We start from the raw sequence: 14,034 nt of genomic DNA on the forward strand, positions 1-14,034 counted from the left end.
TATAACTCCTTTCCAAATTACATTACATTTCCATAAAATATTATCGTATTAGAAAATATAACCTTTAATTCAAAAATTTTATTTGTAATATTATGTTTTAATAAAATTTTAAAAGCAAATACGTCAATTAAGATTTAAAACCTTAATTGACGTATTTGCTTTACTATTGATTTATACATCCAATTTAAGTTTAATGAATATCATATACACTATTACACAATGTAACAGTCAATAGATGAAAAATAATTTATTTAACTAACAATTTTCCACCCAATAGCCTTTTTACGTACCCCAATAAAATTAGCATAAATACCTGGTTTATTAATTAATTCATCATGTGTACCTTTTTGAACTATATTACCATTATCCAGAACAATAATCTGATCTGCCTGTTTTACTGTTTTTAATCTATGAGCAATCATAATAATGGTCTTATCTTTTGTAAGTTCTGCTATGGCTTCTTGGAGGCGACTTTCATTTTCTGGATCTATATTAGAAGTTGCTTCATCTAATATAATTATTGGTGCATCCTTCAAAATGGCTCTAGCAATAGAAATTCTTTGCTTCTCTCCTCCAGATATATTAGATCCTCCCTCGCCAATCACAGTATTATAGCCATTAGGAAGTGATTTAATAAAATCATGGCAGCAGGCTTTTTTAGCTGCCTCTATAACTTCATCCATAGTAGCATTAGTTTTACCAAACTTAATATTATTGGCTATAGTATCTTGAAAAAGATAAACATTTTGAAACACCATACTAATATTTTTAAGGAGACTGTTTAATGTGTATTCTTTAATATCTCTATTACCTATTGTAATGCTACCTTCAGTTACATCCCAAAACCTTGCAATTAAATTACAAAGAGTACTTTTTCCGCTTCCAGAAGGTCCAACTATAGCAGTAGTAGTTTTTTCTGGAATTTTTAGATTGATATTTTTAAGTATTTTTTTATCATAATAAGAAAAACTCACATTGTTAAACTTTATATCATAGTTCTGTGGTACGATACCTTTTCCATCAATATCCATAACGGGAATTGCATCAATTTCATCTACTTTATTCATGGAAACATCCAACATTCTAAGCAATGCAGATACACTACCAGCTGACTCTAATTGCCCATAAATCATGAAAGCTGAAATTACCATAAGAAGACATTTGAAAAGTTCCATGGTTCCATTTACATAAAACAAAATAGCAATAAATATAACAGCTACACTATTAACCCTCAATACCAGCTGCTGTAAAACAGTATAAGGAATAAAGGTTTTTTCCAATAAAATATTTCCCTCTCTACTTTCTTTTATAGCTTGGTCAATCTTTTTATTTGTATTCTCATCCATATTAAAAGCTTTTACTACGCTTATACCTTGTACATATTCCAATGTAGCTTCTACAAGTTTTGCCTGAGCTTCCTGTCTTTTAGGAGAATTTAAATGGGATTTTTTTTGCAACAAAGCATTTGCCCATACAAAAAGAATAATTCCCATAAATACTACTAATCCAATACGCCAATCAAAAGTTGTTATACCTATCATAATTACCCCAGCATGAATAAACCCATGAAGAATCTTTGTAAGTACTATAGGTGCATTATTTTCTATATCTCCCATTGTAGTAGTTACAGAAGATGTAATACTACCAAGGCTATTACTATTAAAATATCCCATAGGCAAATATTTCATTTGATCCCCTATATGAATTCTCTTATCTGCACACATAAAATAACCAACTTTAGTTTGAGAAAAATGAGAAATGTAACTAGAAATAGTTTTTCCGACAATACTTATAAGCATAATGCCTAAAGACATCCACATGTTTTTTTCTGTTATCCCACTAATAAGCCCATTTAATACAATTGCTAATGCTAGAAGTTGTAAAAAATCAAATATAGAATGAATTACACTAAATACTACAGATTTTTTTAATGTGTTTCTATTATCTCCTGAAAAGTCAAATATTTTTTTAAATGTATTTATCATATTTATCCCTCCTTATGCCTCATCTTTTGCATCTACATGAGCTTCCCACATGCTACGATACAATTTACAGTCAGCTAAAAGCTGTTTATGAGTTCCTTCTGCCACAATTTTCCCATTTTTAACTACCACTAATTTATCAGAATCTATAACTGTTGAAAGTCTGTGAGCAATTACAATTAGCGTCTTATTTACAACTAAATTTCCTACTGATTCTTGAATAATAGCCTCATTTTCAGGATCTGTATAAGCAGTAGCTTCATCTAGAATAACAATAGGAGCATCTTTTAGCATAGCCCTTGCAATTGCAATCCTTTGGCGTTCTCCTCCTGAAAGATGTCCTCCTGCTCCACCAACTACAGTATTGTATCCCTTTTCTAGTTTCATAATGAACTCATGACAGCCAGAAGCTTTTGCTGCGGCTTCTATCTCCTCATTTGTTGCAGTAGTTTTTCCCATACGGATATTTTCCCTTATGGTATCATCAAATAGATAGTTATCTTGAGATACATAAGCAATCTGTTCCATAAGCTGTTTCTGAGGAATTTCTTTAATATTTATATTTCCTATACTAATACTACCCTCTGTTACATCCCAAAACCCTGCAATAAGCTTTGTAATTGTAGATTTTCCACTACCGGAAGGTCCTACAAAAGCTGTTACAGTTCCGGGATTTATCCTAAGATTAACACCATTTAAAATTTGACTTTCTTTATCATAAGAAAATTTTACATCTTTTAATTCAATAGTTAAATCCTTTAAATTTTTTTCTTTAGTAGGTCTTTCAAGTTCAGGAGCGTCAAGCAGCTTAGATACATCTCCTACAACTGTTCCTATTTGTCCAATTCTATCTGTAAAGCTAATAGCTGAAAGTATTGGTTCTACAATTCCCAAAGATAATATCACTATAGTAATAAATACAGGAATTGTGAGACTTCCATTCATACAAAAATAACATCCAAATGGCAATACTGATACCAAAACTGCAGGCCATACTGTAAAGCACATAGACATAAAAACCTGACAATCCTTCATCCAATTCACCGCATAGTTTGCATTCCCTGTTACTGCATCTGTATATTTTTCATAAGAATTTGCAGATTGATTAAAGGCTTTTATTACTTCAATTCCATTTACATACTCAATAACTGTAGTATTCATTTTTTTACTTGCCGCTACAAAACCACTAAATCGCTTTTCATAATCCTTGGCCATACCCTTATAACACAAAAATCCTATTGGCAGTGTAATAAAAGATACAAATGCCATTCTCCAGTCTAAAATAAACATGTATACAACAATAGCTATAGGCACCAAAAGATTTGATGTCATCTCTGGAATTAAATGAGCCAAAGTAGACTCAATACTCTCTACCTGATCTACAATAATACTTTTTAATTTACCAGAGGGAGTTTCTATAATATATCCCATAGGCACTCTAGAAAGTTTTGAAACCAATCTGAGTCTAATCTCCTCTAAAGTAGCATAAGTAGCTGTATGAGAAACAGTTGTAGATAAATTCATAAAAATGGTCTTTAAAATTAATCCTGCAGCTGCTAAAACACACCAAAAACCATAGTAAGAAATATTCTTTTCTCCTCCAATTAACTTAACCACCATATTTGCTACAGCAAAATAAGGAATCATCCCGGATGCCACACCAATAATAGCCAGTAACACAGAGCCTATAAAACTAGCTCTATGTGGTTTTGCAAATTCCCTAAGTCTAGAAATAGGGGACTCAACTTTTGTATTTTCCATATTAAAAATCACGCTCCTTATATCATAAATAAGTTTCTAATATTTATATAGATTTTTAACTCTACTTGAAAATTAAAAATCATCCTCCTCTGCTTACCTCCACTTATCTTAAATATATTAGATAATGGCTATAGAAGAGGATAAAAAATAGACTTAGTTAGTTCTAACTAAGTCTATTTTAGCATTTTTTAAATCTGTGCTCCAACTCCTAAGAGTCAGCTTTAGCTCCAATCAGACATTTATTTTTCGATATTGCATAGGGCTTATTCCCACAATTTCTTTAAAAGCTGCTGCAAATTTGCTCTGATTTTCATATCCCACTTTAACCGCAATATCTGCAACACTACTCCTAGTTTGTTGAAGCAATACAGCTGCATACTCCATACGATATTTCTTCATATAAGCTGCAATGGAAGTTCCATAAACACCTTTGAAGCATGTTTTTAAGGTTGTTTTGCTAATACCATGTTCTTTTGCAAGTTCATCAATAGTGTATCTTCGTTTTGGGTGTTCTGTTATCTGTTTCTGAATTTTCTTTATGATTTCAACCTGTTGTTTAGGATAGTAAAGCTTTTGATCATCTTCTTTATGAACATCTATTTTGCTCAAAAACAAAAGAAGCTCTAAAATCTTTAATTTAAAATAAGGTTTTTGGACTGATAATGGAACTGAATAAAGCTCTGAAAAAATATGTTCAATTTCATTTCTTGCTCTTATAATAAAATATTGATTTTTACAAATAAGTTTATCCTTTAATGCCCAGATATCAATAGACATCTCTTTCATAATTGTAGGAAGTATATGCTCTACTTCATCAATATGAAGTTCTACGGAAATTCCCCTATAATATTTAAGGGGAAATCCTGTTGTTATGGAGTGATTATTCATCATAAAACCAGAAAAATCTCCTTCCCCCATATATAAATACAATCCATTTTGAAGTTCACATTCCAATCTTCCTTCTAAACAATAATTAATTTCCATAATATTATCACAGGATTGTTTCCCACAATAGCAGCTTACAGCATCAAATTCATTATAAAGAAGTTTAATTCCTGGGAAAACCTGATAAACAGTTATAAATCCAGATCCTTTCTGACAATTCATCTTATAAACAGTTCGATAATCATCATTATCTCTCTCTACAATTGTTGTAATTCCATCAAAGATAAAATAATTTTGCTCTAAGTTGCTTTCATCCAAATGTTGTCCACTCCTTTTTTAAAGATTTAGAATTTAATTCGCAGCTAAATATATTAATTTTAGGTTTATCATTTAAAATTCTATCAAACATCTCGTTAAAGTTATGCATGTAGGATAATTCTCTTTTATCTTTTTAAAATCCCTTGTCTTTCCCATACTATCATTCCAAATTGTTTTCATCTCTTCTACAGTATCTGATTTGAAAATGTAATAAGGAGTTTCATTTAAATATGTTTCTTCCATTTTTTTAGATATATCTGTGGTTTCATCAAATATATATACTAAACCATATATACCATTGCTTTCAATAAAATCATAATTCCTTCACAACTAATTTTTTCACCTTCAATTAAACAATCGAAATTTCCCTTTAAACTAATAAGTAAATGCTTTGCCCAATGCTTATGCTTCTCTGGATCATTATGATCAGCTAATAAAAGCACATAATCCAAAGCACAAAAAATTTCTGTCATTTTCTTATCACTTTTTCATAAACTCTTTAATCCCTTGAAAAGTTTCATCACTAATTACATGTTCAACTTTGCAAGCATCTTTTTCAGCTATTTCCTCAGATACTTTTGCTGTTTCAACAAAAAATTTAGTCAAAATCTGATGACGTTCATATATACTTTCTGCTTTTTCACGGCCTATATCAGTGAGATTAATGTATCCTTTACTATCTATATTAATATGTCCAGATTTTTTCAATAAACCTACTGCATGACTAACACTTGGTTTACTAAAATCAAGTGCCTTTGCAATGTCAATAGATCTTACACTTCCATTTTTATTTTCTAATATTAAAATTGTTTCTAAATAATTTTCCCTTGATTCGTACATAATTACCCTCCATAATATGAAATACAATATTATAATACTTGTCTATACAATTTTTCACAAATTAATGATTGTATTCATTATCATATAACATCTAGATATATTTTTCAATGAATTCAACCTTTTCTTCTACAAAGCAACATCTCTTACTAAAGACTTATTTTATTACTTAAAATTATTCTTATTTTCTATTTTAATTAAACATTTAGGTTTGATGAATCTTTTAATTCAAGATCTTCATCTGTCATCATGTGATGAAGTCTATTTCTCATAAGGAATAATATTGCAACCATTATAAACATTGCAGTACATCTTCTTTTTTCTTGAGTTGTAAGTGGTCTATTTTCAACCTTTTTACCTTCAGTATTTTTGGTTGCATGATATTTACCTACATTACCTAAATATTTTGGTGCTAACATTGTAAATGCAACAGCCAATATTTTTTTGTAAAATATAGTATACAAGATTTCTGTATAAATTTTAAATATTAAATGATTAAGGCAGCTCAAAAGCTGCCTTTTAAATTTATAATCTTTTTAAATTCATTTAATTATTTTCTATACATCATAGATATTTGCAACTTATATACTGACAACATGTACACATGAAAACGCATCTACCCATAAACCAACTACTCTAACTGGAAGTCTCCATGACTTTACTACATACGTGGATACTACTATCTCCTGAAAATGCCTGCAATCACTAACAGGATTTGCAGCACAATCATAATGTCCTACCACAGCAACTACATTAGAATTGTGGGCTGTTATTGAAATTATAACTTTCTCTCTTAACCTTTCAATTTCAAGCCATTGACCTTGAGATAACACCTTATCTATTCCAGGTTCTGTAATTAAATCTACATAATCCACATCAAAGTTTTCTTTCAACCAATTTGTCACAGGAATCTGAACCCTACCATCAATACAATTTAGAACTGTTCCAAATCTTTTCTTCATTGCACACCTTCAATTATTTTTTACTATATAAAATATGGATATAATATAAAATCTGTGATTAACTAATCCTTTTATATAAAATCTATTACCATATGACTATTTATCTAACTATCAAGACTAATATTAGACATAGAATTGATTTTTATTTATAAAACCATCTCTTTTATTTATATTTTTTATTTCTCACTCAAAGATTTTTTCTCTAAATTTTTCAAATCATTTATTATATCAATAAATTCTTTATTTTCTCTAATTAAATCAAATTCTGGTGCTTCAAAGATTTTAAATATATTTTCATATAAATTCATAGTTATAGTTTTCTTTCCCTTTGGAATTTCATTAAAACACCAAATATCTCTAAAATTTTCTGGTTCATTAATATCATTTTCTCCTATATCTTCTACCATCTTATGTAGCATATCTATAGCTTTTTTACTTTCACCAAATTTCAAATAAACTTGTGCAAAATTTAAGTATTCCATTGATAAACTTAAGATATAATCTCCATTAGATGAAAGAACTTTTTTAATGTTAATTGATAAGTTATAATATTTTTCTATCATACTTAAATCTTTTTTATCTTTCATATAAGAATTGGCCAAACTGAAGCATACAAAGGTTATATCATTAATATTTTTATATAGTTTACTTTGTAATATCTCCCTTGCTTTTTTTAATTCATCTTTCTTCATATATATATTAGAAAGTAAAAGATTAGGATCAAGCTCACTTTTATTAATTTTATTTAAAACTTCTATAGCTTTATCTTCTTCTCCTATTGATGGATATAATGCACCCAGTTGAAATAGTGCTTGTTCAACTAATTCTATTTTTGTACAATTTTTAGCTATATCTTTAAATAGTTCAATAGAATACTTTATCATATCCATACCCTTTTCTTCCTCTGTACTTTTCCATGAATACATAGTAAATAAGAAACCCATCCTAAGCTTTAAATAATAACTTGATGGATACTTTACTATGTATTCCTTGCTCTTAACTATAGCTTTTCCCAACTCACCATTACTAAATAGTTTTTCACATTCAGCAAATATTTTCATAACTTCCTCATCTGAAAGTTGAATTTTAAAATTTAATAGCGTATCAATAGTAACGTTAAAAAATATTGCAATAACTGGTAATAATGTTATGTCTGGATATGAAGTTCCACTTTCCCATTTAGATACTGCTGCTGTGGATACTCCAATAAAATTTGCCAACTGTTCTTGGGTAATAGCTTTTTCTTTTCTTAATCTATAAATAACTTCACCTATTAATAATTTTTCCATTATTTATCACTCCATATAGTTATTGTAGGATCCTATGCACTTAGTATAACTTACTTTAACCTGTATACCAATAGATTCATAGTTGAATATGATATAGAAAATTTAACTCATAGTTAAGTTGTTTTTATCTTTATCATGTTTTAAATCTGTGGTTTAAGAGTTTAAAAATTTTGAGTAAATAAAGGAATAACTGTATATTTTAATAAAGACTGAATTTAAACCTTAATTATAGGTATTATTGCCTAGCCACCCTTTCTATCTAAGTATTTTTTAATTTATCAAATTCTTAGTTAATCATAAAAACACAATTCCAGTAATAATTTTATTTTTACTGGAATTGTGTTCTTTAAAATACTATTAATTTATTTAAATATATGAAATTTCTTATTTATATATTGATCCTTCCTTTGCATATTTAAATATATTTATTCATTGTACCTAATTTTATTTACTATAGAATCTTTTTTAAAAATAGGTAATTAAGATTTCAACAATAGTTAGTGTAACAACAAAAAATCAAGGGAACTAATGGAAATTTATATACTGTATAACTTGCATTCCCTTTCAATAATCTAAAACGTATATTTTTCCTTTAACTAAATATTTATTAGATTCATTAATCATTTTATCATCAAATTCATAAAAATTACATAATATGCCACTTAGTATTAAAGATAATAGTGTTATAGCAGTTCGTTTCTTATTTCTCCATAAATTTATTTATTTCTTGTTTACTTCTAGATAAAAATTCTTCTGTTTCCTTCTTGCTCAAATCATCTTCCATTAAAAGTGAATTAAATAATTTAATATAAGTTAATGGCGCTTTAACTTGATGGGATATATCTATAACTAAATATTTTATTTTTCCTTTTCTTTTTTAAATTTATAAAATTATACTCCAGATTTTTAGACATATGCTGCAATTTTGATGATAACTCTGAAAATACTCCTTCCATATTTCCGTCCAAATCTAATTCAAATTTGTCATCCATTAGTTAATAAACTTTTATAATCACCACTACAGAAAATTGTGTATCATTATAACTAATATCTAGATTTCCCTTATATTTATTCACAATATCTTTTAGGTTTTGTAGTCCAAACCCATGGTGTTTTATATCTGATTTACTTGATATAATAGTTTTTTTATGAGTTAAAATATGTTGGTCTTTCTTATTAGTTATAGAATAACTAAAATACCCTTTATTTGTTCTAGCTTTTATAGTAATTTTACGCTGTGATAAATCTTTTATTTTTAGTGAAGCCTCTATAGCATTATCAAGTGTATTTGCAAATATTGAACATAAATCCATATCATCCATTGAAACTATATCATCAATTGAAATATTTATATTGCAATCAATATTATTTTCAACCATTAGATCGTACTTATTATTTAGAACTGCATTAACTATAGTATTTTTGCAAAATATTTTATTTCTATAAAAAGTAAATTTTTGTTCAAAACTTTGAAAATATAGTTTTGCTTCTTTTATATCATTATTGTTAATATAATTATTAATTATCTGAAAATGATTATTCATATCATGATATATTTTCCTCACTTCAAGCTGTTTTTCCTCTAATGATTTATAATAATCATATTGCAATTTGTAGTTTTTATTATCAAGTCTTAGTTTAACACTATCAACTATATACCCTATAAGAAACATAACTCCAATATTAGAAATAATACATACTAATGCTATTACATAAGCCTTATATTCTTCATTATGTGTTGTAAAAATTATTGTTGAAACTATAGAAATAAGTGGCGCAATACAAATTATATCTATCAATATCCAAGTTTTATCATTGATATATTGCTTAGCATACAAAATTTTGTTTTTCATCACCTTATAAATTACAAACCAAAATAAAATCAATATATAGCTCCATATTGTAGGATATGGGAAATAACCTTTTTTAATAAAATTATAACCAAAAAGATTAAATGACACTATAATTGGATAAAACACCATGACAACAGATATCCTTTTTATAGCACTTCCCTCATAACAAATTAGCATAATAGCTATATACGCTATTAAAGCATATATCACATTTACAACATCACTTACAATTATAACCACAGATGGTATTGCACTTAACCCAACAAAAATAACTAACTTAAATATTTTATTTTTTTTTATATCTACAAAGCAATCCGTAATTTTTGAAAAAATTATTCCTACTGTAAAATAACTACTCATGACAAGAACACTGTAACACAACCAAAGTAAAAATTCTTTCATAAATATTACCTCTCATATAAGCATAGTTTTAGCAAAAGCAATCATAACATTTTGATACCTTTTTCTACTAATAGGAAGTTCTTCACTATTAATATGAGCATAATTATTTTCAATAGATAATACAAAATTTAAATTTACTAAATACCGCTGATGTATTCTCACAAAAAAAATTGGCAACTCTTTTCCAATTTGATCAAGCTTCCCATAAAATTCATAAGTCTCTCCCTTTGTTTTAACCTTTATTTTTCGTTTATCACTTACAAAATAAATAATATCATTAAGACAAAGTTTATATGAATTACTATTAAACTGTACTATAAAAAATTTATCTTTTATAATATCAATTTGTTTTAAAGCCTCGGATAAAACATCAACAATTTTTTCCTTCTTATATGGTTTCAATATATAATTTAATGCTTTTACCTCATAACCATCAAATACATAATCCATAAATCCAGTTACAAAAATAATAACTACTCTATCATTTAAAGCTCTGATTTGTCTTGCGGTTTCAACCCCATTTATTCCATCCATTTCTATATCAAGAAAAATAATATCCAGATAATTTTTATCTTTAGAAAGTAATGATATCATCTCTTCACCATCTTCACTCTCATAAACATTAAAATCTATCCCTCTAAGTTCAAGCTCTGTACTAATTATAGATTTAAGTTCAGTTCTTTGTATCTTTTCATCATCACATATACAAACACGAAACAATCAAAGCCCCCCCCATAACGATTATATCATAGGATTATCAAACTTTTACAGAATATATGTTCTTATACTAAAAATTACAAAAATTACACCATATTTTACATTTACCATTATTAAATGAAAATATAAACTCAGTTATTATATATACAGAAAGGTGGTTATCATTATGTTAGAAATTAAAAATTTATATAAGTCTTATAAAACAAATACTTCTAAATATGATGTATTGAAAAATGTTTCATTTACAATTAAAAAAGGAGAATTTGTCGCTGTTATGGGCCCATCCGGCAGTGGGAAAACTACATTGCTAAATAGTATATCTAATTTTATTCCCTTTGATAGTGGTGAAATTTTATTAAATGGAGAAAGTATATCAAATCTAAAAGAAGAAGAGCTTGCTAATGTCAGAAATGAAAAATTAGGATTTGTGTTTCAAGATTTTATGCTACTAGACGGACTTACAATATTTGAAAATATTTGCCTTCCCCAAATTATTGCTACCAAAAATATTGCTTCTATGGAAGCTTCCGCAAATAAATTATGTGAAATTTTTGGTATTTCCCATATTAAAAATAAATACCCAGCTGAAATTTCAGGAGGTGAAAAGCAGCGAACTGCGGTTGCAAGAGCGTTAATAAACAATCCGTTTTTAATATTAGCAGATGAACCAACTGGAAATTTGGATAGCAAATCAAGTAAAACAGTAATAAATGCCTTCATTCGTGCTAAAGAACAACTTTCAGCTACAGTATTTATGGTGACTCACGATAGTTTTTCTGCAAGCTTCTGTGACAGAGTTATTGTACTAAAGGACGGAGAAATTCATAAAGAACTAATAAAAAACAATAGTAGAAATGAATTTTTAGATTTATTACTTGAAACCTTAAAAGAATTGGGAGGTGACAATAATGACAATGAATAATATATATTCGAAACTTCGCTCAAAAAATATAAAAAATTATTATATGCTTATATTTTGTACAATACTATCTGTTATGCTTGTTACCTCTTATGCTGTAATGTTTTTTAGTCCAACAGTACAAAAAATACTCCCTGAACAAGGAGACAGTAGAAAACAAGCCTATTTAATTTTTGGAATTGCAATAATAGGTTGTGCACTCTTTACCACATATGCTTCCTCTTTATTCTTTAAATATAAAAATAGAGAAACAGGAGTGCTTTTATCACTAGGCGCAAAAAAAACCCAAATCAAAAAAGTTCTTTTCACTGAACTTTCCATTATTACATTAATTAGTTCCTTCATTGGTTTAATAGTAAGTATTCCTGTATCCTTTGGAATTTGGAAATTATTTCAGATTTTTATTATTGATACCCAAGAAATGTTATATCAAGTAGGCTGGTTTGGTCTTATCTTTGGAATAATTTTCTGCTTATTTGTTACATTATGTATCTTTATTATGGGGTCAAAATTTATTAAGCGTACTAACATTATTGAGATTTTAAATAAGCATAGGAAATGCGAACTAGTAAAAGATGTAAAGCCATGGTATGGCATAGCTGGAAGCATTTTAGTTGTTCTGGGCATACTTTTAGGCTATGGTGTTCCTCAACTAATTATAAACTATCTTAATTATGTAATGCCTCTAATTTGGAATATAACATTTTTAATATCTGTAATAGGCATTTATATGCTAGTAACCTATACTGTTATTCACAGTAAAAAAGGTAAACATCAAAAAAAATACTATAAAAATATTATACCAAAAAGCATGATGAAGTTTATGGGGAAACAAACTGTTAAAAGTATGTGTACTATATCATTTTTGATTGCTGGTGCTTTATTTGCAGCGTTTTATACCCCTGCAAATCTTACAGGATTATTTTATTCCATTTATAATAATCCCATTGACTATTCTTTTTACTACAATAAAACTGAAAATCAAATAAAAAAAGATGAAATATATTCTCTTGCAGAAAAATATAATGCAAATATTACTTCCTATAACGAAATTTCATCAATTTCACTTATAGTTGATGATGTTAAAAGTGACTATATGGATAACGGTAAAATAACTCATGATTATATTGATAAAATAGGTTATGATGAATTTTTTAGTGAAAGTGATTTTAATAAAGTTTCGGGAAAAAATGTTCATGTTAATCCTGGTGAATATTTAACCATAATTGGATATGAAAGTGCAGAAAATATTTATGAAAAATTTAATGACGTAAATAAAATTACCAACCCAGTTACTCAGATTTGCCAAAAAATAAAATATGCAGGAACAATAACTTTTGAACCATTTTTTAAAAATGGAACAACAAAACATGTAATTTCTGATGAAGACTATAAAAGACATATAAAAAGCTTACCTATAGAAAATTTTGAAGAATTTGTGCTTTTTAATGTAAAAAATCCAAATAAAACTTATGTTTTTGCAAATAAATTAAAAAATGAAATTATAAAAAGAAGTTCCGAAACTGCAGCAGTTACTCCACATTACGATGAATATGAAAAAAAACTAGCTCTAGAAAAAGGTAAGAAATATTATGCAGATAAACACGTAAATCTATCTTCAGATAATAATCAATTGTTCTTAGATTGGAAATACTATCCTTCATTTGGTGTATTAAACCGTCAAGATAGTATAAAAAACATGGCTGTATACCTAATGTTGTTCATTTACATTACCATTATTTGTCTTACAGCAGTAGCTATTATTTCATATACCAGGAGTATAACTATTGCTATTAATAACAAGACCTTATTTCATGATCTGAAAAATCTTGGAGCAAATAATAAATATATTGAAAAATGTATAAAAGTACAACTAAAAAAAATATTTACTATTCCCACTATAGTTGGAAGTATTACAATTTACCTATTTTATTTTCTTATATTATATGGAAACAGTGGAAGTATAAGCTCAAGTGAATATATTGCACTTGGAATTAATTTAGGAATTATCGTTATAGTTAGTTTTTTCATGTATTTAATCTATAGAATATCTCTTAAGAAAATTAAGAAGATAATAGAAATTTAATATTAATTTATCTCACTAATTAT

14 protein-coding genes are annotated in these 14,034 nt (G+C 27.6%); 2 read left to right on the forward strand and 12 right to left on the reverse strand.

Annotated elements, in window-relative coordinates; all coding sequences use genetic code 11:
* Nucleotides 1-251: 251 nt before the first annotated feature.
* The 12 genes from ACYUEW_RS08385 to ACYUEW_RS08440 all read right to left on the reverse strand — a co-directional run bounded on the left by ACYUEW_RS08385 (nucleotide 252) and on the right by ACYUEW_RS08440 (nucleotide 11,009).
* Complete coding sequence (locus ACYUEW_RS08385; RefSeq protein WP_460276572.1) at nucleotides 252-1,985, reverse strand: ABC transporter ATP-binding protein; 1,734 nt, start codon at nucleotides 1,983-1,985, stop codon at nucleotides 252-254.
* A gap of 12 nt (nucleotides 1,986-1,997) precedes the next feature.
* On the reverse strand, nucleotides 1,998-3,743 hold the full coding sequence (locus ACYUEW_RS08390) for an ABC transporter ATP-binding protein (RefSeq protein WP_003486404.1): 1,746 nt from the start codon (nucleotides 3,741-3,743) through the stop codon (nucleotides 1,998-2,000).
* A gap of 231 nt (nucleotides 3,744-3,974) precedes the next feature.
* Nucleotides 3,975-4,946 carry a helix-turn-helix domain-containing protein gene (locus ACYUEW_RS08395; protein WP_043031858.1) on the reverse strand — a complete coding sequence of 324 codons (972 nt, stop codon included), beginning with the start codon at nucleotides 4,944-4,946 and terminating at the stop codon, nucleotides 3,975-3,977.
* Between the two features lie 281 nt (nucleotides 4,947-5,227).
* The gene (locus tag ACYUEW_RS08400) at nucleotides 5,228-5,419 is read right to left on the reverse strand and encodes a hypothetical protein (RefSeq protein ID WP_003486409.1); all 192 of its coding nucleotides are present in this window, start codon (nucleotides 5,417-5,419) and stop codon (nucleotides 5,228-5,230) included.
* Nucleotides 5,420-5,426: 7 nt separating this feature from the next.
* Entirely contained in the window at nucleotides 5,427-5,786 is a 360-nt protein-coding gene (locus ACYUEW_RS08405; protein ID WP_003486411.1) for a metal-dependent transcriptional regulator, read from the reverse strand.
* Nucleotides 5,787-5,980: 194 nt separating this feature from the next.
* A complete protein-coding gene (locus ACYUEW_RS08410) occupies nucleotides 5,981-6,292 on the reverse strand; it encodes a hypothetical protein (RefSeq protein ID WP_460276573.1) in 312 nt (103 codons plus the stop codon).
* A gap of 72 nt (nucleotides 6,293-6,364) precedes the next feature.
* Nucleotides 6,365-6,745 (reverse strand): carbonic anhydrase, encoded by a 381-nt coding sequence (locus ACYUEW_RS08415; RefSeq protein WP_003486415.1) that lies wholly within the window; start codon nucleotides 6,743-6,745, stop codon nucleotides 6,365-6,367.
* Nucleotides 6,746-6,921: 176 nt separating this feature from the next.
* Nucleotides 6,922-8,034, reverse strand: a complete 1,113-nt coding sequence (locus tag ACYUEW_RS08420; RefSeq protein WP_460276574.1) for a helix-turn-helix domain-containing protein — start codon at nucleotides 8,032-8,034, stop codon at nucleotides 6,922-6,924.
* Nucleotides 8,035-8,734: 700 nt separating this feature from the next.
* A complete protein-coding gene (locus tag ACYUEW_RS08425; protein WP_414836224.1) occupies nucleotides 8,735-8,818 on the reverse strand; it encodes a hypothetical protein in 84 nt (27 codons plus the stop codon).
* Nucleotides 8,819-8,858: 40 nt separating this feature from the next.
* Complete coding sequence (locus ACYUEW_RS08430) at nucleotides 8,859-9,026, reverse strand: hypothetical protein (RefSeq protein WP_003486418.1); 168 nt, start codon at nucleotides 9,024-9,026, stop codon at nucleotides 8,859-8,861.
* Between the two features lie 3 nt (nucleotides 9,027-9,029).
* The gene (locus tag ACYUEW_RS08435; protein WP_052500383.1) at nucleotides 9,030-10,289 is read right to left on the reverse strand and encodes a sensor histidine kinase; all 1,260 of its coding nucleotides are present in this window, start codon (nucleotides 10,287-10,289) and stop codon (nucleotides 9,030-9,032) included.
* Between the two features lie 12 nt (nucleotides 10,290-10,301).
* A complete protein-coding gene (locus tag ACYUEW_RS08440) occupies nucleotides 10,302-11,009 on the reverse strand; it encodes a LytR/AlgR family response regulator transcription factor (protein WP_460276575.1) in 708 nt (235 codons plus the stop codon).
* A 163-nt stretch (nucleotides 11,010-11,172) separates the two neighbouring features.
* Between ACYUEW_RS08440 and ACYUEW_RS08445 the strand changes: the two genes are divergently transcribed.
* Both ACYUEW_RS08445 and ACYUEW_RS08450 read left to right on the forward strand, forming a co-directional pair.
* Entirely contained in the window at nucleotides 11,173-11,928 is a 756-nt protein-coding gene (locus tag ACYUEW_RS08445) for an ABC transporter ATP-binding protein (RefSeq protein WP_003486424.1), read from the forward strand.
* Complete coding sequence (locus tag ACYUEW_RS08450; protein WP_460276576.1) at nucleotides 11,915-14,011, forward strand: FtsX-like permease family protein; 2,097 nt, start codon at nucleotides 11,915-11,917, stop codon at nucleotides 14,009-14,011. The genes ACYUEW_RS08445 and ACYUEW_RS08450 overlap by 14 nt, the downstream gene beginning before the upstream one ends.
* Nucleotides 14,012-14,034: the final 23 nt, after the last annotated feature.

The organism is Clostridium sp. CTA-1 (assembly GCF_054768215.1).